The 23,903-nt window shown below is 40.1% G+C and carries 23 protein-coding genes; 10 read left to right on the top strand and 13 right to left on the bottom strand.

Features of this window, described 5'->3' with window-relative positions; all coding sequences use genetic code 11:
- Window positions 1-92: 92 nt before the first annotated feature.
- The gene (locus tag SYJ56_RS15875) at window positions 93-4,919 is read left to right on the top strand and encodes a RecQ family ATP-dependent DNA helicase (RefSeq protein ID WP_323835757.1); all 4,827 of its coding nucleotides are present in this window, start codon (window positions 93-95) and stop codon (window positions 4,917-4,919) included.
- Between the two features lie 124 nt (window positions 4,920-5,043).
- Here SYJ56_RS15875 and SYJ56_RS15870 read toward each other — a convergent pair whose 3' ends face one another.
- Window positions 5,044-6,438, bottom strand: a complete 1,395-nt coding sequence (locus tag SYJ56_RS15870; RefSeq protein ID WP_323835755.1) for a sulfatase family protein — start codon at window positions 6,436-6,438, stop codon at window positions 5,044-5,046.
- A 224-nt stretch (window positions 6,439-6,662) separates the two neighbouring features.
- Here SYJ56_RS15870 and SYJ56_RS15865 point away from each other — a divergent pair, with 224 nt between their 5' ends.
- Together SYJ56_RS15865 and SYJ56_RS15860 are read left to right on the top strand one after the other, a co-directional pair.
- Window positions 6,663-7,493, top strand: a complete 831-nt coding sequence (locus tag SYJ56_RS15865) for a sialate O-acetylesterase (RefSeq protein ID WP_323835753.1) — start codon at window positions 6,663-6,665, stop codon at window positions 7,491-7,493.
- A gap of 19 nt (window positions 7,494-7,512) precedes the next feature.
- The gene (locus SYJ56_RS15860) at window positions 7,513-8,217 is read left to right on the top strand and encodes an SGNH/GDSL hydrolase family protein (RefSeq protein ID WP_323835751.1); all 705 of its coding nucleotides are present in this window, start codon (window positions 7,513-7,515) and stop codon (window positions 8,215-8,217) included.
- 95 nt (window positions 8,218-8,312) lie between these two features.
- Here SYJ56_RS15860 and SYJ56_RS15855 read toward each other — a convergent pair whose 3' ends face one another.
- The 11 genes from SYJ56_RS15855 to SYJ56_RS15805 form a co-directional block, all read right to left on the bottom strand.
- Window positions 8,313-8,891, bottom strand: a complete 579-nt coding sequence (locus SYJ56_RS15855; RefSeq protein WP_323835749.1) for a YdeI/OmpD-associated family protein — start codon at window positions 8,889-8,891, stop codon at window positions 8,313-8,315.
- Window positions 8,892-8,893: 2 nt separating this feature from the next.
- The gene (locus tag SYJ56_RS15850) at window positions 8,894-9,940 is read right to left on the bottom strand and encodes a serine hydrolase domain-containing protein (protein ID WP_323835747.1); all 1,047 of its coding nucleotides are present in this window, start codon (window positions 9,938-9,940) and stop codon (window positions 8,894-8,896) included.
- On the bottom strand, window positions 9,937-10,443 hold the full coding sequence (locus SYJ56_RS15845) for a DinB family protein (protein ID WP_323835745.1): 507 nt from the start codon (window positions 10,441-10,443) through the stop codon (window positions 9,937-9,939). Before SYJ56_RS15845 ends, SYJ56_RS15850 begins: the two co-directional genes overlap by 4 nt.
- 54 nt (window positions 10,444-10,497) lie before the next feature.
- Window positions 10,498-10,914 carry a DUF1801 domain-containing protein gene (locus tag SYJ56_RS15840; RefSeq protein ID WP_323835743.1) on the bottom strand — a complete coding sequence of 139 codons (417 nt, stop codon included), beginning with the start codon at window positions 10,912-10,914 and terminating at the stop codon, window positions 10,498-10,500.
- A gap of 106 nt (window positions 10,915-11,020) precedes the next feature.
- Entirely contained in the window at window positions 11,021-11,446 is a 426-nt protein-coding gene (locus SYJ56_RS15835; RefSeq protein ID WP_323835741.1) for a DoxX family protein, read from the bottom strand.
- 26 nt (window positions 11,447-11,472) lie between these two features.
- Window positions 11,473-12,129 carry an HAD family hydrolase gene (locus SYJ56_RS15830; protein WP_323835739.1) on the bottom strand — a complete coding sequence of 219 codons (657 nt, stop codon included), beginning with the start codon at window positions 12,127-12,129 and terminating at the stop codon, window positions 11,473-11,475.
- A gap of 73 nt (window positions 12,130-12,202) precedes the next feature.
- Window positions 12,203-12,646 carry a GNAT family N-acetyltransferase gene (locus SYJ56_RS15825; protein ID WP_323835737.1) on the bottom strand — a complete coding sequence of 148 codons (444 nt, stop codon included), beginning with the start codon at window positions 12,644-12,646 and terminating at the stop codon, window positions 12,203-12,205.
- On the bottom strand, window positions 12,636-13,073 hold the full coding sequence (locus tag SYJ56_RS15820; protein WP_323835735.1) for a GNAT family N-acetyltransferase: 438 nt from the start codon (window positions 13,071-13,073) through the stop codon (window positions 12,636-12,638). Before SYJ56_RS15820 ends, SYJ56_RS15825 begins: the two co-directional genes overlap by 11 nt.
- A gap of 123 nt (window positions 13,074-13,196) precedes the next feature.
- The gene (locus SYJ56_RS15815; protein ID WP_323835733.1) at window positions 13,197-14,042 is read right to left on the bottom strand and encodes a metallophosphoesterase; all 846 of its coding nucleotides are present in this window, start codon (window positions 14,040-14,042) and stop codon (window positions 13,197-13,199) included.
- 115 nt (window positions 14,043-14,157) lie between these two features.
- Window positions 14,158-14,400 carry a type II toxin-antitoxin system VapB15 family antitoxin gene (gene vap15 / locus SYJ56_RS15810; RefSeq protein ID WP_323835731.1) on the bottom strand — a complete coding sequence of 81 codons (243 nt, stop codon included), beginning with the start codon at window positions 14,398-14,400 and terminating at the stop codon, window positions 14,158-14,160.
- A 13-nt stretch (window positions 14,401-14,413) separates the two neighbouring features.
- Window positions 14,414-15,163: a tetratricopeptide repeat protein gene (locus tag SYJ56_RS15805; RefSeq protein ID WP_323835729.1), complete on the bottom strand. Its 750-nt coding sequence runs from the start codon at window positions 15,161-15,163 to the stop codon at window positions 14,414-14,416.
- 361 nt (window positions 15,164-15,524) lie between these two features.
- On the opposite strand from SYJ56_RS15805, the gene SYJ56_RS15800 reads away from it, so the two are divergent.
- The 3 genes from SYJ56_RS15800 to SYJ56_RS15790 all read left to right on the top strand — a co-directional run bounded on the left by SYJ56_RS15800 (window position 15,525) and on the right by SYJ56_RS15790 (window position 18,021).
- Complete coding sequence (locus tag SYJ56_RS15800; RefSeq protein WP_323835727.1) at window positions 15,525-16,706, top strand: MFS transporter; 1,182 nt, start codon at window positions 15,525-15,527, stop codon at window positions 16,704-16,706.
- Between the two features lie 299 nt (window positions 16,707-17,005).
- Window positions 17,006-17,383, top strand: a complete 378-nt coding sequence (locus tag SYJ56_RS15795; protein WP_323835725.1) for a hypothetical protein — start codon at window positions 17,006-17,008, stop codon at window positions 17,381-17,383.
- A 167-nt stretch (window positions 17,384-17,550) separates the two neighbouring features.
- The gene (locus SYJ56_RS15790) at window positions 17,551-18,021 is read left to right on the top strand and encodes a hypothetical protein (protein ID WP_323835723.1); all 471 of its coding nucleotides are present in this window, start codon (window positions 17,551-17,553) and stop codon (window positions 18,019-18,021) included.
- On the opposite strand, the gene SYJ56_RS15785 is transcribed toward SYJ56_RS15790, so the two are convergent.
- On the bottom strand, window positions 18,018-19,118 hold the full coding sequence (locus tag SYJ56_RS15785; RefSeq protein ID WP_323835721.1) for a glycoside hydrolase family 130 protein: 1,101 nt from the start codon (window positions 19,116-19,118) through the stop codon (window positions 18,018-18,020). The genes SYJ56_RS15790 and SYJ56_RS15785 overlap by 4 nt on opposite strands.
- An 83-nt stretch (window positions 19,119-19,201) precedes the next feature.
- Between SYJ56_RS15785 and SYJ56_RS15780 the strand changes: the two genes are divergently transcribed.
- From SYJ56_RS15780 to SYJ56_RS15765, 4 genes are all read left to right on the top strand, one after another.
- Window positions 19,202-19,801, top strand: a complete 600-nt coding sequence (locus SYJ56_RS15780; RefSeq protein WP_323835719.1) for an excisionase family DNA-binding protein — start codon at window positions 19,202-19,204, stop codon at window positions 19,799-19,801.
- Window positions 19,791-20,354 (top strand): PIN domain-containing protein, encoded by a 564-nt coding sequence (locus SYJ56_RS15775; protein ID WP_323835717.1) that lies wholly within the window; start codon window positions 19,791-19,793, stop codon window positions 20,352-20,354. The genes SYJ56_RS15780 and SYJ56_RS15775 overlap by 11 nt, the downstream gene beginning before the upstream one ends.
- Window positions 20,355-20,442: 88 nt before the next feature.
- Window positions 20,443-20,910, top strand: a complete 468-nt coding sequence (locus SYJ56_RS15770) for a GAF domain-containing protein (RefSeq protein ID WP_323835715.1) — start codon at window positions 20,443-20,445, stop codon at window positions 20,908-20,910.
- Window positions 20,911-21,326: 416 nt separating this feature from the next.
- A complete protein-coding gene (locus SYJ56_RS15765) occupies window positions 21,327-23,027 on the top strand; it encodes a tetratricopeptide repeat protein (protein WP_323835713.1) in 1,701 nt (566 codons plus the stop codon).
- Window positions 23,028-23,903: the final 876 nt, after the last annotated feature.

Genomic DNA, 23,903 nt, shown 5'->3' with positions numbered 1-23,903 from the left:
TAAATATACTTTGCAAATTTTCAAATAAGGCCAGCTCCTATTTGGGAGCAGATTGAAAAAATGCCATTTTTAAATTAATAATTGACAACAACTTGAACGCTATCGTTTTTTTTGATTCAGAAATAGACCCAAACACCTTTAAAATTCTTGATATTGGAGGAATCGCTGGAGACGGGAAAATATTCCATTATTCCAATACCAATCAGTTTATAGAATTCCTAAAAGGAAATAAGTATTTATGTGGGCACAATATTTTTAGCCACGATTTAAAACACTTAGGTAAGACCATAGCTCAAGCAGGCATTCAAGCATCGAATTGTATAGATACTTTATACCTGTCGCCGCTGCTTTTTCCTACCAAGCCTTATCACGCTTTATTAAAAGACGATAAGCTTCAAACGGATGAGACAAATAACCCCGTAAATGACGCGATCAAAGCCAAGGATTTGTTTTTTGACGAAGTCGAGTCATTTAGAAATATTGCCCCATCTCTTCAGCAGATTTTCTTTCTCTTACTTAGAGACCAACGAGAATTTCAAGGTTTTTTCAAATTCATAAATTTCACTTGTGAAGATGAAAATGTAAGTTCCATAATCCGTCAGCGATTTAAAGACACCATTTGCCAAAGTATTGATCTGGGAGAAATAATCTCAAAACATCCAATTTCACTGGCTTTTAGCCTGTCTCTTATTAATACGTTTAGCCAAAGCAAAAAGCACTTTTCCATTACTCCACCATGGGTGTTGAAGAATTTCCCGGAAGTGGAGCGAATTATGTTTCTGCTCCGAAGCTCGCCTTGTATCGAAAGCTGCTCTTATTGTAATCAAGCTTTGGATATTCACCGGGGATTGAAACGTTTTTTTGGCTATTCCTCTTTTCGATCATATGGTGGAGAACCCTTACAGGAAAAGGCAGTCCGAGCTGCAGTAGCGAACAAGTCCATTCTGGCAGTTTTCCCCACAGGAGGGGGAAAATCCATTACTTTTCAGGTTCCCGCCCTGATCTGCGGAGAATCATCCAGAGGATTGACGGTAGTGATTTCTCCACTTCAGTCTCTCATGAAGGATCAGGTAGACAACTTGGAAAAAGCAGGAATTACTGAAGCAGTGACGATTAATGGACTACTCGATCCAATAGAAAGGTCTAAATCCTTTGAAAGAGTGCAAGACGGCTCAGCCTCAATTATTTATATTTCTCCGGAGTCACTACGTTCCAAGACAATCGAGCGCTTGATTTTGGGCAGAAAAATCAGTCGCTTTGTAATCGATGAAGCCCACTGTTTTTCCTCATGGGGTCAGGACTTCAGGGTGGATTACCTCTACATCGGTGATTTTATCAAAAATATTCAGGAAAAGAAAAATCTGAGCTCACCCATCCCCGTATCTTGCTTTACCGCAACAGCTAAGCAAAAGGTAATTGAAGATATACGAGAGTATTTTAAGCGAAAGCTGAATCTCAATCTCCAGCTTTTCACCTCCAAGGTTTCTCGTACCAACCTCCAATATCAAGTTTTTGAAAAAGGGAATGAAGAAGAAAAATATCAAGCACTCAGGGACTTGATTGAGCTGAAAAACTGCCCAACTATCATCTATGTTTCCAGAACCCGAAAGGCGTATAAACTAGCCGAGCGTTTGCTAGCTGATGGCTATGAGTCCAAGCCCTACCATGGCAAAATGGACAAACAGGAAAAGTCGGAAAACCAAGACTCCTTTATCAATGGAAAAACCCAAATCATGGTTGCTACATCCGCCTTCGGAATGGGTGTAGATAAGAAAAATGTGGGTATGGTGATTCATTATGAAATATCCGACTCACTCGAAAACTACATCCAAGAGGCTGGAAGAGCTGGCAGGGATGAGAATATCTTGGCAGATTGTTTTGTGTTGTTCAACGAAGAAGATTTGAGCAAACATTTCGTCCTTTTGAATCAAACCAAGCTGTCCATTAAGGAAATCCAACAGGTATGGAAAGCGATCAAAGAGATCACCAAATTTCGACACACTGTTTCCAACTCAGCTTTGGAAATCGCCAGAAAAGCAGGCTGGGATGAAAATGTGGTAGAAATAGAAACCAGAGTAACCACTGCTATTGCTGCTTTGGAGGACGCTGGATATCTGAAGCGGGGACAAAATATGCCAAGGGTATTTGCCAACAGCATCCTGGCTAAAACTGCGCAGGAAGCTATCGATAAAATAAATAGTTCGGAGAGATTCCAAGAAAGACAAAAAGAACAAGGAGTCCGAATAATCAAAAAGCTATTTTCAAGCAAAAGTCGAAAGCATTCTAATGAAGAAGTTGCGGAATCAAGGGTTGACTACATTAGTGACCACTTGGGCCTTGTCAAAGAGGAAGTGATCAATATCGTCAACCTGCTCCGGGAAGAAAAAATATTGGCGGACGCAAAAGACCTTACAGCATTTATCAAACAAGGAGAAAATATCAACCGCTCGCTACAATTGGCGGAAACATATGGAAAAATTGAAAATCACTTACTTCCTATTTTTGAACAAGAGGAAAAGAATTTTCAAATCAAAGAGCTAAATGAGCAAATTGAAGCCTTAGGTATTGAAGAAGTCAGCCCCCAAAAGATCAAAATAATTCTCAATTTTTGGGCAATAAAAAATTGGATCAATCGCAAGGCGGATCCATTTTCCAAAAATCACATCTCAGTCATCACCCTTCACCCTAGAGAAATCCTCAAAGAAAAGCTCCAAAAAAGACATGTCCTGGCCAAGTTTATTGTGGAGTATCTCTTCCAGAAAAATCCAGTTAGCAGTGTGGATTTGACCTTGTGGAAGGAAGAGGTTTTGGTGGAGTTTTCTGTTTTGGAACTTCTCAATGCCTATGAAAAAAGCCAAGACCTCTTCAAACTGCCTGTTAATCTGGATGACATTGAGGACACGCTTTTTTACCTCTCAAAGATTGAAGCACTCAAAATCGAAGGTGGCTTTTTGGTAGTCTATAACCGCCTGACTATCGAACGGCTCGAACGGGACAATAAAAAACGCTTTACAAAAGATGATTATCAAAAGCTTCATCAGTTTTACGAAAATAAGGTTCAGCAAATTCACATAGTTGGCGAATATGCTAAAAAGATGATCCGAAATTACAGGGATGCCTTGCAGTTTGTAGAGGATTATTTCCAACTGAACTACGCCTCATTTCTTCGCAAATACTTCCCAGGCAGCAAATCTGATGAGCTCAGACTCAGGATGACTCCTGCGAAATTCCGTCAGCTTTTTGGTGAACTTTCACCAACCCAACTCAAAATCATCAATGACAACGAAACTAAATACATTGCAGTAGCAGCAGGCCCAGGCAGTGGAAAAACCAGAATTTTGGTCCACAAACTCGCCTCATTGCTCCTCATGGAAGATGTCAAACATGAGCAATTGCTGATGGTTACCTTTTCCCGGGCTGCCGCCACAGAGTTTAAGCATCGTCTTCTTGGACTGATCGGCAATGCGGCTAGTTTTGTAGAAATAAAGACCTTTCACTCCTATTGTTTTGATCTATTAGGGAAAGTAGGAAGTCTAGAAAAGTCTGGCGACATCCTAAAAAAAACCGTGGAAAAGATCCGGAAAGGCGAAGTAGAAGCAAATCGCATCACCAAAACTGTCTTGGTGATCGATGAAGCACAAGATATGGATGAGGATGAATTCGAGCTCATCAAAGCTCTGATGCATCACAATGAAGAAATGAGAGTCATCGCAGTGGGAGATGATGACCAAAATATTTATGAGTTCAGAGGATCCAACTCAGCCTATTTTGAAAAATTCATCAACGCTCCAAACTCTGCTAAATACGAGCTGGTGGAAAACTACCGCAGCCTGCCAAACCTGATCGAGTTCACTAATGATTGGGTTCAAAAAATAAGTCATCGACTTAAAAAATATCCAATCATGGCTAAGCAATCCGGCCATGGCAGCATCAAAATCATTCGCTATCAAAGCCCGACCCTATTAATTCCTGTTGTCCAACAAATCCTTTCTGTTGAACTAAAAGGCAGCACTTGCATTCTGACTAAAACCAACGAGGAGGCACTTCAATTGACCGGACTGCTTTTGAAAAACGGCGTAAAGGCAAAATTGATCCAGGCGAATGAGGATTTCAGCTTATACAATCTGGCAGAGGTAAGGTACTTTTTAGGTATACTTTTTTCCAATGCCGATACCTACCTTATTCAGGAAGAACTATGGGAGTTTGCAAAACGGGAACTGATCAAACGCTATCACAAAAGTGAAAAATTGGAGATCTGTCAAAGTTTAATCAGAGCATTTGAACTAAGCCAACCGAGGAAAAAATACAAATCTGACTGGGAGGTTTTTCTCAGGGAATCAAGATTAGAGGACTACCTCCAAAGTGATCAAGAAACTATTTTAGTATCCACGATCCACAAGGTTAAAGGAAAGGAATTTGACAATGTGTTTTTAATGCTCCAAAACTTCAAGGTTGGCAATGACTCGGAGAAAAGACTGCTCTATGTAGCAATGACCCGCGCCAAACAAAACCTCACCATTCATCTCAATTCTGGTTTTCTCGATGGTTTTTCCTCAAAAAACCTTGAGTGGATTGAGGATAAAGAAAGATATTCTACCCCTGATATTCTTACTGTTCAGTTGACTTTTAAAGATATCTGGCTGGATTATTTTATCAATAAGCAATACTACGTGTCCCAGTTAGTTTGCGGTGAAAAATTGGTTCTGAAAGGAACGGAATGTCTGACTCCCAGAGGTCAATCCATTCTGAAATTCTCCAAACAATTCGTACAAATACTGGAGCAACAGAAAGAAAAAGGATTTGAACCTAGATCAGCCAAGGTCAACTTCATACTCTTCTGGAAAAAAGAAGAAACCGGCCAAGAGATTCAGATAGTTCTTCCCGAGATTCAATTTGAAAAAGTGACGCCAACTATCTAATAACTAACCTCATCAAGTTGGAAAAATCTCTAACGCTTGCAAAACAGAACAATCAGGCTTGGTCAAAATGATCACCGAAATCTGTCGATTTGACTATTATGGACTCCAGTATCTAGCCTCTCGCCTACTTAATCCTATCCCCCTCCAAACTACTCACCTTCTCATCAAATCTATCACGCATTTCATTCAGCCTATTGCTGTAGCCCTTCTTTTTTGCTAGGTTTTTAATCTCCAATGGATCCTTATTCAGATCGTACAACTCTTCATGAGCCAGATCATCTTGATACCTAAAGTATTTCCAATCTTTCGTTCTTATGCCTTCACTGGCAGGAATGATTTTCACCTTCCAGAGATGCTCTGCCACGAATTCCTTTCTATGGATCGCTGGATCTTCACCATTCACATATCCAGCCAAGCCTAGCCCCTGATATTCTTGCGGAATATTTCCATTTGCAAACTCCAGGATGGTAGGCGCAATATCAATATTCAGCGCAAAGTCAGTGATCACTCTATGCCCTGGATTTCGCGGATCATATATAATCATCGGCACACGTAAGGAATTGTCATACATCAGCCATTTTCCTGCAAGTTGACGCTCCCCCTGGAAGTATCCGTTGTCTCCCATAAAGATGATAACCGTATTTTTATCCATTCCTTTTTCCTCAAGCGTCTTGCGGATTTTCCCGATTTCCATATCCACCTCTGAGATCATTCGATAATAGCCTTTCATGCTCTTTTGGTATTTCTCAGGCGTATCAAATCTCCAGTACCATCGCGTGCGGTTCTCTCCATTTTGTACATATTCCGGTTGCTGATCAAAGTATTTTTTCTCTGCCAAAAGTGGCTTTGGAAACACCACATCGGCATACAACTGATCCACATCGGCTGACCAGAAATACTGATCTTCGGCAGAATCATGCGCATGGGGAGCAGAGAAACTCAGTGAAAGCATAAATGGCTTTTCTGCAGATTGACTTTTGATAAACTCCTGCGCTTGATGAGATGTGTACTTTGTCAAATGAACCGTGTCCCCGTTGATCGTTTGATAGAAATAACCTCGTCTATCATCGAATTTGCCATTTCTATCGTAGTCATCTGCTACGTCAAATAACTCTGCGAAACCAGGATAATTCACGCCAAACTTGCCAAAAAACCCTGTTACATATCCTAACTTTCTCAAGTTCGCAGGATAGGAATTTTGGGCGTATCCCTCGTCTAGCACTTGTCCAAAAGTATAACCGTGTGTTCTTTCGTAAAGCCCTGTCAATACACTGGCACGACTTGCTGCACAAATCGGCGTAGTGACGAAAGCATTTTTGAAGTAAATTCCTTCCGCAGCCAACTTGTCCATTTCAGGAGTTTGGATAATTTCATTCCCAGAAAAGCCTAATGCATCCCAGCGCTGATCGTCTGTAAGGATAAAGATGATATTCGGTTTTTCTTGCTGCGCAAAAGCAGTCGAACTCAATAGAATCAAAAGACAAAAAAGTAGTTTCTGAAAGGGCAGGCTATTTTTCATAATTTCTAAAATAGAAAGTAATGACCAACCAAAGTATCCTGTACAGTCCTAAATTCCTTTTGTTAATTTACCACTTGATGAAAATTCAAAAACACTAACCCTCCACCAGAAGATTAGTACATTACTTTTCAAAAGGCCACTCTTACCCATTTCAATTAGCATAACTTTGGTAGAGGCAACTGCAAATAACAATTAGTAAACTAGTGTTTTCGAACCTTAGAAACATGCAAACCCACCACCTACTCATATTTCTTAGCTTAATAATGTTGAGTTGTTCTTCTCAAAAAAGTATATCCACTAAAGCCGAAGATAATATCTCCTCCACGGACAACTTTCACCTTTACCTATTGATGGGGCAGTCCAATATGGCTGGGAGAGGTAAGGTTGAAGCACTTGATACATTGACTCATCCACGGGTATATATGCTCGATAAAAATATGAATTGGGTTTTGGCCAAGGATCCCATGCACTTTGATAAATCCGTCGCAGGAACTGGCTTAGGGCTAACTTTTGGGAAAGTGATGACTAACGAAGATCCTAACATTAAAATAGGGCTTATTCCCACAGCAGTCGGTGGAAGCTCGATTAATCAGTGGTTTGCCGATTCTCTTTTCCAGCAAACAAATACCTATCCTTACGATGATATGATCCGACGAACCAAAAAAGCGATGGAATCAGGCACTTTAAAAGGAATATTGTGGCATCAGGGAGAATCCGATTCGAATACTGAAAATGACCTTAGGGAATACACCCAAAAATTTGAAGCAATGCAGGATTCGCTCAAGGCAGATTTGGGATTAGTATCTATTCCTATCGTCATGGGTGAACTAGGTTATTTTTTCTATCCTAAAGTTCCATTTGCCAAAGAAATGAATGGAGTAATCAGTCAAATTGCAGGCACGGACGACTGCATAGAATTGGTTACTGCGGAAGGATTAACCCACAAGGGCGACAGTATTCATTTCGATTCCGATTCATATCATGCACTCGGCATAAGATATGCTACTAAAATGCAGGAGATTCAATCCAAATGTTCCACCATTTTCAAAAAATAGACCTTAAATACCTCCCAAAATGAACCAAATCAAAACCTCTCTTAGTATCGCCTTTGTATTGCTCTGCACCAGTCTTTTGGCACAGCAAGATCTGAAAGCCTCTTATAATTACGGAAAATCTGTGGCTGTCTTCGGAGGCTCCGTTTCTGTGATTCCTGCGAGTGACAGTGCCAAAAACATGTGGAAAGACCGTCTGGGAATGACTATTATGAATTTTGGAGTTGGGGGAGCTGGGTTTTCATCACTGCAAGGAAAATCCCTTCAGCAACAAGTAGATGAGGCTGGAGTTTTTGATATTTACATACTTTGGGCTTCTACCAATGATTACACCAATCAGCGGGAGGAAGGCAGCTATACGGACTATACAGAGTTTGATAGCTTTGACAAAGAAAAATTGGTGACTCAAGCTGGAGGAATCAATTACTGCATCAAGAAAATCTATGAGATCAATCCAAATGCACAAATCTACTTTTTCACTTCAAGTAAGGCCTTTAATGATATCGGCGCCTATGATCCATTTACAGAAAATGGAATGGTGAGCTATATAGATGTGCAGAAGAAAATCTGCCAACTACATGGCATCCCCTATTTAGACCTGTTCACCCTAGGAGGCTATAATGTGTATAACAAGGCTCTGTACTACACTGATCCTATCCACATGAATGTGGCTGGATACAAAAAGCTTGGTGAGCTCCAAGTAGCTTTTTTAGCCTTTCCTTATTGAGGAAAAACACAGCATTTACACCTAAACACTCTTGAGAAAACGTATCAATAAAGAAACCTTAGTATTTGGTGGAAAAGCACTGAGTAGGATGATGGCTAATCATTTAATCCCTTTCCACTGAGAATTTGTGGGGTAAGCTTCTCTACTCTTGCTTCGCGGGTTTTGGCTTGTTTGGGTGCAGCAAAATGCAAGAGATACCCTCGTTGCCGTCCTGGAGTGAGTGCCTCAAAAGCATGTTTCAAATCAGGGTTTTCATCTAATTTTACTTGAAATTCCCCTGGGATGGCATACTCCTTCGTCTTTTTCAATGCTACCTTCAACCCGGCTTTCTCCACCTCAACAGCCTCGTAGATGTAGGCTTTCAAAATTGTCTTCATTTCTACGATTTCCTTTACATCGGTAAATCGAACCTGACGTGCTCCCTGCACATTCTCCGTCTGCTGGATTAGAATACTCTCAGCATCCTGAAGCAAAGCTCCTTTATGGAACAAAAGCGCACAGTATTCTTTGAATCCATGTATCAGCACCACATTGCCGCCTTGAAAGGTATAGCAGGGCACTCCCCATTTCAGTTCTTCTGTCAGTCCACAGTCTAGAAGCAGCGATCTCAATTGCCTGTATTCCTGTTGCCACTGAGAGGCTTTATCGAAAAAGAAGTCTACGGAATGATTCATTTTTATTTATTGGTATATTGAAATATTAGGTTCTCATTCTTTACTACTTCCATTAATGCAGTATGCACTCCAAAAGTTTTTTTGATATCATCCAAGTGCCTTGCCGCATTTCCCAACACTATTATACTCAAATCAACCTGTGGATAATAATAACAAGCGGAAGCAAAACCGGGGGCGTATCCCAAGGCTCCAATTTGGACATTTTCTTCCCCCATATTAAAAAGCAAACCGTATCCATATTCTATTTGCCCAAAAATTGGGTGAATTCTTGTTGCGTACCGCGTTTTCATTAATTCCAAGGTTTCTTTTTCTACCAATCTACCTGAAAAAAGTAAGTGATTCCATCTACTCAGATCTTCTGCATTTGAAATAAACGCCCCTGCAGCCACATAATTATCCAAACTGTTTGTCAAATATTCCAATGTCGTATTTTCTGTTTCTTCATATCCTCTCACAAGGTTCTTATACACTTTATTATCAGGATGAAAAGTACTGGACAACCCCTTTTCTGAAAAAAGTTGAGTTGATAAATCCTCGAAAGAATCCCCTATAATGTTTTCGAGAATTTTTGCCAACAATTCATATCCCAACTGGGAATATTGGAATTGGGAGCCTTGCTCAAATTCCAACGGCTGGTTTACATCCACTATCCCATGGGTATGTGTTAGCAAATGATGAATAGTTACGTTTTTAGACCAACTTTGATCAATTGAAGGAAGGTACTTCCCTATTTCATCATCCAGATTAAGATTTCCTTTCTCATATTCCCGAAGTACCAACACGGCGGTTATTTGCTTACTAATTGATCCAATGACGAATTGGTTGGCTTTTTCCATCAGTACGCTATCTTCAAAATTGGAATAGCCTTTAGCTTCGTGGAAAATAGTCGAAGTCCCTTCAGCTAACAGCACTACTCCATTAAAATTGCTGACCTCAATTATGGAGTCAATTTTTGATACTAATGCAGAATAGCGGTGCTTTTCAACCTGTCCTTTTGAAACGAAGGAATTTAAAAATAGCAGTAGAAAAAGCGAGAGATATAGTCTCATTCCCACCATCCATTTTGTTTTCGTATATATAAAATTTGTCCTGTGTGGTATGCGTTATGTGCAGTCATATTCAAAATTTCAGTGCTCCATTCCTCTAGTTGTTTTTCTGTTGCTTTTTCAGTTAACTCCTCCCATTCCAATTGAATACTATCCAGTTTTCTTATCGAAGTTTCCCACTCGTTTTTGTCTTTGAAAGTTACTTTGTTGTCCTCATTGAAATCCGAAATACTGTCCCCTTTAAATGCTTTAAGAACTCTTTCATTCCAAAAAATCAAATGTGAAACCAATTCCCCTATAGAATGATTGGCTGTACTATCTTTCCAATTCGATTGGTCAACAGTAAGTCCCTCTACAGCAATTTTTGCTGGCACAAACCATTCCTCATTTGTATAAGTATTTTTTAGTTGTTGCCCCAACAAGGATTTTATTTGCGATGTGTTCTCTTTTTCAGAACAACCCAATATCGAAAGCCCAAATCCCACTACTATTAAAATTAGTTTCATTTTATTTCAAGAGTGTGGCCTGTTTAGTGGCCTGTTTAGAAGCGAAATTTCACCCTACAACCCTAACAATGGTAGTTGCTTCACCTGATGGTAGGTCAATGCAGCTTTGATACAATTTTTCAATTCATCTTCTGGAATCTCATCATCCAGTTTAAAGACAATCGCCCGATTGCCTTCGTAGTCAAAAATCTCATCATAAGCCATCCGGAAACTGGGAACCAATTTGCTGGTGCATTTGAAATACATCGCGTATTGATCCGGGCTTTTTGCTTTCCAATCCATCCGTATGGTGCTTCCTTTTTTGGCGAGGTAACTAGGCTCTCCCCACTTGAGTGTTTCTTCTAAATTAGACAAACCAATTTCGGCTGCAACCTCCAAAATCAACCTTCGTAGGTGCAGCATCTTATCCCGGACAGCGTAAGGGTATTTTGAGAAAACAGATGCTACTTCAGGATTTGTTATCAATTTCATTTTACTGCATTTCAGCTTGATCTAATTTACCATTCATTTTCAGTCAGTTTAAGTCTAAAGCTATTCCTTGAGGTGTAAGGAACAAGCCGGGCAACTGTCATTACTCTTATTTCCTTGCTAGCAAACTATCCACTTCTAAGTATTTTTCCTTGAGCAAACTTAGTCCAAAAGCTGCGGCAGAAGCTGTGAATACAGAATAATCAAATCCGCTTTTGATACCGATGGAAAAGGTCATGGATAAAGCAAAAATAAGCAGTAGTATTCCACTTAGCTTAGCGAAAAGTTCTGTCCTAAATCCGATCAACAGGAAAAGGCCAAACACAATTTCTGCCGCAGTGGCAATAGCAGCAAGTGTGGGAATTGTGGAAATAGGCATCCAGGGATTGATGACCGCCGTGTAATCGACGAAACTTTGCCAATTACCCCAAACAGAAACTTGTGCAGGCCACATTCCAAATCGATCCGCCACAGCAGATAAAAATGACAGCGAAATCGCCAGTCTCAAAAACAGTTTGATGAGTTTATTTTCCATAGGATATTCCTTATAGCATAGTAAGTTTAAGAATCTGCTATTTTCCCCTTCAACCAAGCAAAGAAATCTTCAATGGAGTAGAATATTTCATCAGGCTTTAACGCTAGCAATTTTTTGGATTCCGCAGTTTCTGCCCATGCAGCAGCGACTGAGACGACACCGGCTTTTCTACTTACCACAATATCGCTTGGAACATCACCCACATAGATCACTTCCTCCTTGGAAACACCATCCAACTTTTCTAAAATATCCTGAATCCCCTCTGCCTTTCGTGACCCGGCAGGCGATCCAGCTTCTAGAAATTCGAACACGTTCTCAAACTGAAATTGCTTCAAAGAAATCATGGCACTTTTCCTCCCCTTTCCAGTTACAATGGAAACATGCACACCTTTTTCCTTCAAAAAATTTAATAGCTCTGCTATACCTGGAAACGGTGCAGGGCACATATGATGAGAGGCTTCATAATGAAGGAGATAATCTGCTACTCCCTTATCGTAATGATCTGGTGCAAGGGATCTAATAGTTCCTTCTTCGGAAGGGCCAAATGTTTCGATAATTTCCTCATCCGAGACGTGACGATTAACCAGAGGCTCGATGGATTGGCGAAATGCAGAAATACAAAGAGGCAAAGTATTCGCCACCGTGCCATCCAAATCAAAAATTACTGCTTTTATCTGCTTCATTACATACAAAATAGTTGAGCACTAATATAGGGGGTAGATTAAAAGGAATAAAACCAAAAGCCACCTGAAAAAGTCATTTTCTTAATTCCATATGCAAAATAGGATAGGGCTTACCAGTACCATCCAATTCTGATCTACCAATGATTTCAAATCCATTTTTGAGGTAGAACTCCAGCGCTTTCGGATTTTGCTCATTCACATCCACTTTGGTGACTTGCTGATTGCTGATCGCATTCGACAGCAAGGCTTTTCCAAATCCCTTTCCTGCCTGATCAGGGTGGACAAAGAGCATTTCCATATACCCCTCTGCCACTCCCGAAAAACCCAACATCTTACCTGAGTCAGCTCGCACACAGTTCAACTCCACTGCTTTCAAATACTCGTTTAAAATCAACGGTTTGAAAAATATGATATCTTCCTCCTGCAGAAAATCGTGCGTGGCCCTCACGGAGGCTTCCCACAGTTCTACGACTTCCGAATATTCGGATGGGGTAATTTCTGTAATGTTATACTTCATAAACTCTCGGATTGTGCCGCTCCATATAAAAATCGGGATTGGTCAGTGGAGTGAAACCATACTTTTCATAGAGCCAAGGGGCAGTATTCGTCAGAAGAATCCAGCGTCTTAGGTTTTGCAGTTCTTCATGTGAAGTAATGCACTCCATCAGCCACTTGCTTAAGCCAAGGCCACGGTACTTGTCGAGGATAAAAACATCACCTAAATAGGCAATGGTAGAGAAATCAGAAATTACTTTGGCATAGCCAATCTGTTTATTCCCATGATATATACCAAAATTGAGACAATTCTCTATGGCTTTGTTCACAGTCTCAAAACTTATCCCATTTGCCCAACCCGACTCGGTACTTAAAAAGCGGTGGACAAGTGCTCTGTCCAGCTTTTCCTTATCCGTTGAGATCAGATAGTCCTTCATTCGCAATTCCATGACCCTACATTTTATTCAGTTGACTTGTGACTTGAAAAGTACCCAGCTCTGTTTCGGATGCAAAGCTGAGAAAAATCGGAAAGAGTTTTGTAACCTTCATTAAAAAACTGTCCACCAAAGAATTCAACTCATCTGCTCCAATTCAAATAAAGTAATTTCAGGTCTCACATTTAATCTCACCTGCCATAGATGTCCTATTGCCCGATTGATATAAAGTGTTCTCCCATCTTTCAAATCAATTTCACCTGAAGAAAAGGTTGAATTCTTTACAGGCAAAATAGGGGGATCCAGAAAAGGTGGTTTCACCTGACCTCCATGTGTATGCCCCGACAATATCCAGCCTTGGTAGTGATTCCAAACATCAAGATCACAAACATCCGGATTATGGCATAGCACCAAGGAAGGTTGGGTAAAATCAGCCTGTTCCAAAATTTTGTCAGGGCTGAAATTTATCGCCCAATAATCATCCAGCCCAATGATATTCAATCCACTCACAGCTTCTTGTTCATTGGACAAGATCTGGATACCGGCATCATTTAGCTGGGATGAAATCTGGTTAGCCACATCCTGCTGGGACCAGTTTTTCCCATAGTCATGATTACCGAGAATTCCGAACGTACCCAACTTTCCTTTGACTGCATATGGCAGAACTTCTGCCAATTGACTGAATTGTCGCTCATCTTCATAGCTCACATAATCCCCGGTATAGACCACTATGTCAGGATTGAATTGCTGAGCCTGAACAAATGAATCTATGATATACTGATAGTCAAATCGATTTCCAATGTGCACATCAGAGATCTGCATCAATGTTTTACCATTTAGCGCATCAGGCAGGTTCTTCACCGGCATCTTTTTCTTCACAAATTCCAGCCAAAAAGGCTCCAGCTGCCAAGCATACAATCCCGTACCAACACCAATGCCAGCTGCCCCTAAAAGCGTATTTCTGATAAATTTCCTTCTTTTCATTAAGAGAGTCGAGTGATTGTTTTAAAATTTAAACTTATCTCCTTCGCCAAGGTCTGTGTCCTCACAGACCTGAAATTATCAGAAAGTGGTCTGTGTGACACAGACCTGGGCGCAGTTAAAAATTACTTTGATCTTTCCGCTCTTCATATATTTCCTGTCTTACACTTTCAATCTCATGGTTTAAAGCATCAAGATCTAAGTAATCGGTCTTAAATGACTTAAGGAGCTGAGTCAGCTTGGAATCAATTAATTCTTTTTCCAACTCTTTGGATAGGAGTAATTTTTGCCTTCTTGGCAATCTTTTTACAATGGAAAGGATTTTTTCAAAAGATAGATCAATCTGCAATTCCGTCTTCATCTTTTCAAAAAAATTATTGTTTTAACTCAAATTTTGGAATAGAATTAATCCCTACAACATCCATAATTTCAATTAAACCAAGCATTTCAGCGTTTTTTAAATCTTCTTTTGCTAATTCTAATTCTCCTATTTTTGAATAATATATATATCTCACATAATAGATTGTCGGATCTAATGAATTAAGGAGAATTGCTTTATCTATTTCCTCTAAAGCTTCGGAATATTCGGAAAGTTGGATTTTTGCTAAAGCAATATCTCCATATAAACTTGACTTGATTTCTACTGATCTAAAATTATCCAATTCAAGAGCTTTGTGAAAATCATCTAAGGCTCCATAGTAATTATTAAGCTGGGTTTTCTGTTGCCCTCTTGCATAAAATATACCTGCATCCAATGGATTTAAATCAATAGCTTTATTTAAATCTATTAACCCTTCGTAACCTGTTTTTATCTGTCCCCTTAAAAGATATGCTTCATAATCGTTAGGGTTAATATTTATTGCCTTATTAAGATACTTGATTGCCTCCTGTCGAAGATTTGGCTGAACAGACATGTATGAAGCCCCCAAAACATAAGACCCCGGATAATCTGGATAATCAGCAATCACATCGTCAATTATTTGTATTGCCTTTTCATAATTCTCTTCTAATCCATATTTTCTCGCATTATCCAAGCGATCTTGAATCATTGCTTCAGTTTCTTTGGGTTCACATGACCAGAAGAGTATAAAAATCAGAAAACATAATACACCGATTCTTTGCATTAACTATAAGATTTGGTTACATAAATTAGATAACTAAATTCTGAATAAACAACGTATTAAAAATAAATTTCAAATAATCTGCTCCAACTCAAAGAAGGTAATCTGCGGTCTCACCTTTAATCTCAGCTGCAATAGATGACCAGCTCAGCGATTTTTTGGAGAAATTATCCTCTCCTATCTGTATCATGTGGATTGGAAATTGCAATTTCTTTTAATGGCCGTGAGACATCCTTACTCCCCAGTCTGTGTCACAGACCTAAATTATTAAAAAGTGGCCTGTGCGACACAGGCCACGGCGCTAGCTTATAGGATTACTCCCTGTTATTGATTTTCTTCACTTAAACTACTTTTTTTCCCGTCCTTGAAAAAGCTAATACTTCTTCTCATCATCTATTTGGCGTTTATCAGCCTTGGACTACCAGATGCATTATTGGGTTCTGCCTGGCCGGCCATGTTTGAATATTTGAATGTTCCTGTGGATTATGCAGGGATTATTGCGATGATTGTGGCGGCAGGAACCGTTATTTCCAGCTTATTCAGTGGTCATCTGATCCAGAAGTTTGGAGAGGCAAAAGTGACTACAGTCAGTGTATTACTGACCGCAATTGCGCTCATGGGATTTGCTTATTCCCATCACTTCCTTTTCCTCTGCTTATTGGCCATTCCTCTGGGTTTGGGAGCGGGCAGTGTGGATGCCGCACTCAACAATTACGTGGCACTCCATTACCAAGCCAAGCATATGAATTGGCTTCATAGCTTTTGGGGAGTTGGAGCTGCAATAGGACCAATGATAATGGCAAGTTATTTAGCCAAAGGGGAGTCTTGGTCGCAAGGCTATCGCACGGTAGCCTGGATCCAAATAAGCTTGGTGGTAATCTTGATTATATCGCTTCCGCTTTGGACAAGAAAGCAGGTAACAGATGAGTCAGAACAGGAAGGAAACTCTAAAAATCTCCTCACCCTATTGAAAACAATGCCCGGGCTAAAACAGGGGCTGTTCATATTCTTTTGTTATTGTACTATTGAGGCAACTTTCGGTTTATGGGGAGCAAGTTTTTTGGTTTTCGAGAAAGGCTTCGCAGCAGATCAGGCAGCAAGACTGGTTGCCCTTTATTATGTGGGTATTACAGCCGGAAGAATGTTTTCCGGTTTCATGACTACCTATTTCACCAATCGCCAGTTGGTCTATTTGGGACAAGGCGTCATTGCCATTGGTTTGGTGTTATTGTTCCTACCCTATAAAGCAACGCTCTTACCAGGATTTCTATTAGTTGGGTTAGGATGTGCGCCGATCTTCCCAAGTCTTTTACATGAAACTCCGGTGAATTTTGGTGAAAAACACTCCCAAAAAATCATGGGAATGCAAATGGCCAGTGCCTATGTAGGAATTACACTGATGCCCTTCCTTTTTGGAAAAGTCTCCACGCTGGTAGGATACTCTTCTCTAGTTTCATTTTTGGGAATATTCCTTCTGCTGATGCTCTTCCTTACCAGAGCATTATTTCAAAAAGCGGGAAAGAAAATGGGGGCAGGGGAATCCTAGATTCTAATTGCAGGGGCATAATATTCAGACAACTTCCGTCCTATCTGAAACTAAAGCTTGCAGGGGAATGACAGGGAGTGTATTTTCAGGAGCTTTTTGAAGGATAGATGGGACAGTTTTTAATCTTTTGAAAAATCAAAAAGTACATCAATCGATTCAAAACAGGCCAATAGACACTCAAAACGTATATAAATAAATGAGTGGGCAAACATTATGAAAACGATAATAACGACATTAATTCTACTATTGTTTCAAACAAATCATTTTCTTGTGAATGCCATGAATATAAACTGAGAGAATTGGACAATGAAAGCTACGAATGGAGTGACTTGGTAATAATTGGAAACGTCATAAAGACGGGAACAAATTATCAAATACAAGTAACTGAAATACTGAAAGGAATTGTAAGCAAAGAGAAAATTTATGGGACGACTATAACTGAAGATAGACTATTTGATGGTTGTTCATTTTTTCCCAGACAAAAGGGAGAATATATTTTCTACCTCAAAAAGACTGAGAAAAGTGATCAACCTTTTTACTTGTACTCTCAGTGTTTAGGAACAAGACCTTTGAGTTTTGACTCATATCCAATTCCTTTAAGGACAGACAAAAGCAAAACTGAATTAATTGTGGAAACTGAAAATTGGATAGAGGAATTAAGAAAAAGAAAAAAATAACGATTTGCCAACAATACATATAGCTTATGGCGGGCGAGGCGGTAAATCACCAGAGCTCAAATTCATGAGATTGAAACAAACTACTATTAATTACCTCACTTGTAGCTACTGTAAGTGTGAACACATGCGGATGCTTTTCCATTGACAGTCTATCTGCGACCGAACTTATGAGTGAGGTTGAATTTGTAATCATTGGTCACGCAGTTAAGAATGTTGGACTTAATACCGAAGTAAACGGTATGTGGGATCAACATAACCGAGGATATAACGTCTTATTTGAGATCGATTCTGTCATCAAAGGGAACCTAGAATCAAAAATGATCATAGTAAAACAATTTGGTGGAAATTGCGATCAAATCTTCAAGTTTGGTGAGCCATATCTAATTGTCGGAAATCAGCTTGAGGAATTTGTCAACAAGACTCCAAAAAGGAGAAAACCCAAAAAAGGAGAAATTCCTCCCGCATCAATGCCTTCCGTATATTCTAAAACTGCAATTTTCTATGACAGTAGTGATGACGAAGTAAATTATTGGCAGGAACTGGCGAACGAACAAATCATTCTTAACACCTCAATGTGTTCCTCGCTACTTTCTGGGCAACTGAAAAAACGGAATAACTTTCTCACAAAACACAACTAGTCATCTATCGCAGACACCACGCCCACCATACTATCTGCTGTTCCATAATAAAGCAACCATGTACCTTCGAAATAAACCAAGCCTTCTAGAAAAGTAGTTCCCTCAGGGTATTGTCCTGATTTTTCAAACGCCAGTGTAGGTTGGATAAAGGGCGTTTCTACCCGATCGATCAATTTCCAAGGCTCCGTAGCAGAGAAGAGTGCCTGTCCTCCGGTATAGACCCTGTTCCCCAGATTTTTCACTCCTACCTGTTGTGAGTTGCCTGCATTGTAGAGTACTACAATTCCATCTTTGGTCAGCACCGGAGGAGGGCCTGCCTCTACCAACCAAGAATCAAAATACCCCGGCCGTGGACTGAGCACCGGAACCCGGTTTCCCTCGTGATTTTCTACCGGCTGCCAATGGATCAAATCCTCCGAAGTAGCCAGCCAGATATGGGGCACCCCATAATACATCCAATATTTCCCATCTATTTTAGCGGCTGTTAACTTACCATCTTTCAGTTCAGTCACGATTGCACCGGATTTGGATTCCGAATTATGATATTTCCCATCCTTCCAATCTTTGAAAATCGGCCCGTGTTTTTCCCAGTTTCGCAAATCTTTTGAAGTGGCGACGGCCAGTCTTGGCACATCCCGATTCCACTGCGTATAGGTCAAGACATACAGCCCCTCAGTGGTTTCTACGATCCGGGGATCCTCAGTCCCACCTGTCCATTCAAATTTCTTTTGATTGTCGTCTTTGGGATAAAATATCGGTTCATCCTCCCGTTCAAAAGCAAAGCCATCTGCTGATGCGGCCAAACCTATCCTAGAGGTATGTCCACCGATTTCTTTTTCTCCGAGTTTTTCTTCCGCCCGATAGAGTACATATACGCTTCCGTCCCGGGCGATAGCAGCAGGATTAAAGGTAGCCATGGACTCCCAAGCTACAGTTTTACCAGTCATAGGATCTACAAAACTGGTTGTAGACTGCGGAGCTATAATGGGCGTGGCTCCTTCAGGTCTATGAAAAGGTCCCAGCATCCAGGGTTTTTCCTGGGCTTGTAGAGCAAAAAAAGAAAATAATAGCAGGATGAATGAAATCGACTTCTTCATTTGAGTTGGGTTTATTTCCCTCAAGGTAAACCCAAGAATGCTGGAAAAAAAGTCAGCCATAGCCGACGTTTAAATACTGAGCTATGGTTAGTTTTCTTCTGATTGGATGGCTTCAGCTATTTGTCAGTATGACTGGATACACCCTTCGATTCATTTACATCAAATTCGAAATAAACGAACGTAGTTTCGAATATTTCGTATATTTGAAAACAACAACGATAATAGACATGAACACTAGTGATGACATAGAAAGACCTTCAAAAGAAGAGCAAAAAGCAGCCATGGAGTCTTATGATGCATTGGCAGCAGCATTGGATCAAATTCATTCTGATTATCCTGAAATTGAAATTGAAGAGACTAGCGAGAGAATTAAGATTCCAATGAAAGCACTGCAACTTCTAGCTAAAATCCTTAAGGAAACCAGCCAGGGTAAGCCGGTATCAATCGTTCCTATTGCAACTGAAATCACTACTCAGGCAGCTGCGGAACTTATAGGGTGCTCAAGACCTCATTTGGTAAAACTACTTGAAAACGGGGAAATCAGCTATACCAAAATAGGTAAGCACAGAAGAATCAAGTATCAGGACATCATTGATTACAAAAGAAAAATGAAAGCCGACCAACGCAAATTACTTATAGAAATCATGAAAGCTGACGAAGAAACAGAGTTATATGATTCATAGTGTCAGATTCACCTGTGTTCTTGACACCAATGTGATTTACCCTATTGATATTAGGGATCTACTTTTTTGGTTTGCCTCATATGACCTTTTTACACCTAAATGGAGTAAGCATATATTCTGTGAATGGGAGAATGTAATGAAACGAAAAGGCATTTCCGACGAAGAAATTAAAAAGAGATTGAACAAGGCGCAACTCGCTTTTCCAGATGCATTAGTTGATAATTATGAGACACTTGTCAACTCTTTAAAATTGCCTGATGAAAAAGATAGACATGTCTTGGCGGCAGCAATTAAAACCAATGCGAACATCATAGTCACCAATAACATGAAGGATTTTCCCAAAGAATATCTGGCAAGCTTTGGGCTTACAGCAAAGACTGCAGATGACTTTATAACAGATACCATTGACCTAAATACTGACCTTGCATTAGAAGCTTTTAGAGCATTGGTATTAAATAGGACCAATCCTAATTTAGATGAATATGAGATTTTGGATCGCTTCCGTAAAAATGGATTGATAGATTCAGCCAATTATTTGCATGCTCTTCTTTGAACCACATAGAGTAGACGGCTATGAGTTAAAAAGCACAAAAAACTATCTTTAGAAACCGAAACCGATCTATAAAAACATTTTAACTCCCATGAACAATACAGACTTTATCATCAATTCCATCAGAAAAACATCAGGAGAGCCCAACTGGCAGGAATTGCTGGAAACTATTATTTCATCGTTTGATTGCACCACAGGGACTATCCACACACTTGACCCTACGACAAATCTATTGGTACTCAAATCCCAAAAAGGAATTCCCGACTTCCTATTGCCGAAAATGTCTACAATTCCTATCGGTAAGGGAATGGCAGGAATCGCAGCCGAACGGAAGGCTCCTGTAGAAATGTGCAACTTGCAGACCGATGATTCCGGGGTTGCCCGTCCGGCCGCAAAAGAAACCAAAGTGGAAGGATCTATCGCCGTTCCTATGATGCTGGAAGGGGAATTGTATGGAACCTTGGGCATTGCCAAGCCGGAGCCGTATGATTTCACCAAATCAGAAAGTGATGCATTGTTAACCATAGGAGAGGAAATAGCCAGAAGCATTAAGAACTAGACCTTATCCTAGCATCTGTGATTCCATCCTCAGCCCCCCCTGCCCCCTGAACGTAGACCATACGTTTGACCAGGAGTTTGTAACTACACCTTTTTATTTTTAAGACTTTGTAGTCAAAAAATATTAGGAAACTCACTATCATATTCTAAAACGATTACAATGGTTATTTGGCCTCCTCCGCAAGTGATATATTGTTCAGACAACTTTGATCAATCTGATATTTAGGCTTTTAGGGGAGTGAAATGAAGTATATTTTCAATAACTTTTTGGAGAAGATCTGAGAAAGTTTTTAATCCGTTAAAAAAGGCAAAAAGGTGGATCTTTCGATCCAAAACAGAAAAGTAGATATACAAATGATATATAAATAAACAAGTTTGATCTCATTTTGCTGTAACGACAACATTCAACTCCACGATATGAAAATCTCATCAGTAATACTCTCCATATTTTTAATTGTCTTTTCAATAAGCGGGTGCCAGAATAAGAAATCCAAAGTTACGGACAACTTAGAAGATCTAGACCTTCTAAGAGGAGACATAACACTCTGCGGTGGTGGGGATTTTGGAGAAGTCAGTTTCGCCCTCTCATGTAATGTAGATATAAGGCAGACTTTTGATTTAGCTATTTCCCTCTTGCACTCCTTTGAATATGAGGAAGCGGAAAAAGCATTCGTAAAAGTAATAGATGCTGACCCGGAATGCGCTATGGCCTATTGGGGGGTAGCAATGAGCAATTTTCACTCTCTTTGGCTGCAATCAGGAACTGACTATCTCAATAAGGGAACAAAAGTGCTGAAAATTGCAAGCACAACTTCTAAAGGGGAAAGGGAAAAAGCCTATATCAATGCACTAGCAGGTTTTTACAATAATTGGGAAACGTTGAGCCATAAGGAGCGTGTTCAGAATTACGAGCAGGAAATGTATAAAGTATATCAAAAATATAGCGAAGATGAAGAAGCAGCAATTTTTTATGCGCTTGCATTGCTTGCAACGGCTGACCCAACAGATAAGTCTTACCGGGTTCAGCGTAAATCAGGAGCGGTTTTGGAATCAATCTATCCAAATCAGCCCAATCATCCCGGAATTGCGCATTACATCATTCATAATTATGACTATCCTGAACTGGCAGAGTTGGCATTACCCACTGCACGCATGTACGCCCAAATTGCTCCAGCTTCGGCTCATGCGCAGCATATGCCCTCTCATATTTTTACACGACTAGGATTATGGGATGAGTCAATAAGTTCCAATATCAAGTCGACAGCCTCAGCACTCTGCTATTCAGAAAGCATCGATCCTGCTGCTCATTGGGATGAGGAACTCCATGGCATGGACTATCTGGTTTATGCATATTTGCAAGTAGGTGATAATCAACAGGCCAATGCGCAGTATGAATACTTAAAAACTTTTAAAAAAGTATATCCTGTTAATTTCAAAGTAGCATATACTGCAGCGGCAATACCGGCACGAATAGCTCTGGAAAACAAGAACTGGAAAGCTGCGGCCAATTTAGAAAAGCCAGTTCTAAACTTGGATTGGAATATGATGCCCTGGCAAGAGTCAATATTGTATTTCGCAAGAGCTATGGGAGCAGTGCGGCAAGGAGACGTTCCAACCGCTCAGAAGGAATTAGCTAATCTATTAGCTAACCGTGAGAAATTGATACAGGCTAATGACTTGTATAAGGCAAATCAGGTTCATATACAGATTAAAACAATAGAAGCTTGGATAGCACTTGCTAATGAAAACCAATCTACAGCCATCGCATTAATGAGAGAAGCCGCTGAAATGGAATACGGCACAAATAAGCATCCTGTCACTCCCGGAGAAATATTACCCGCGGGGGAGTTGCTAGGTGACCTTTTATTGACTTCTAACCAGCCAGCTGAAGCATTGAAAACCTATGAATACGACCTGAAGCAACACCCAAATAGATTTAATGGTATTTATGGAGCTGCTTCTGCTGCGAAAAGTTCTGGCAATACGAAACTAACTGAAATATATTTCAGGCAATTGGTTGAATTAACAAAGAACTCAAAAGTAGATAGGCCGGAAGTTGTTGAAGCTAAAGAATACCTGAGAACACTAAACGAGATCTATTCGAGTAGCCGGCCGTGAGCCATAAGCCATAAGCCCTCAGCCTGTCCCGCCCAAGCGGGAGTGCGACTACGCCACGGCGTGACAGGTCTCACACCACCGATTCCGAAAGCTTTAGGGAGATCTTGTATCTACCCCCTGTTCATTGAATTTCAGGTTTGAATTTCGAGTAATTGACCATACGTTGGAGTAAGTGTGGTTTTAGCTACACCTTTTTATTTTTTGGAATTTGCAATTCAAGAATCAGTTTCGAATGATCGGGATCACCTTCTAAAACCATTGAAATGGTTTTTTGGTAGCATCGCATACTGCATATCCCGCCTCCACGATAGATATCGGGATTAACGGTGGGCTATGGTCAGTGGTCTGCTGCTTGGAATGGCTTCAGCCATTTGCAAAGAATGAAGTGCTACTTCGTTAGTCAATATTTATTTCTAATAGCTAAGATAACTTGGGTCAAACTAGTTTCTTAAGCTTTTTGGAGAGGGAAATGAAATGCATTTTCAGTAACTTTTTAGAGAAGATAAAAAAAACGGCTTGCAATCCGTTAAAAAGGTATATCTATTGATCCAAAACAGGACTTAAGAAATCGAGCATGACACTAGCGTCACACAGAGGGATGATTATCCGTAATGCGAGATTCCATAGCCTGCCCCGACCAATCGGGGTGACCTATTAAAAAACAAATTATAAACAGATGAAATCGAGCTTGACTCAAGTGTCACACAGGAGGATATTTAATAACCCCTGTAAGTCAATCGACTATTTCAGAAGAAGAACTAAAAAATTTAACTTATAATCATATGAAATGCCCATGAGAAAAACTTCTCACACAGGGGGATGATTATATAGGGCATTCCATATGACCATTGGAAAACAAATTATAAACAGATGAAA

This window comes from Algoriphagus aurantiacus (assembly GCF_035156405.1).
GTDB classification, from domain to species: Bacteria; Bacteroidota; Bacteroidia; order Cytophagales; family Cyclobacteriaceae; genus Algoriphagus; species Algoriphagus aurantiacus.
The sequence above is the reverse complement of the archived record's forward strand: the minus strand, read 5'-3'. Positions and strand labels throughout refer to the sequence as shown.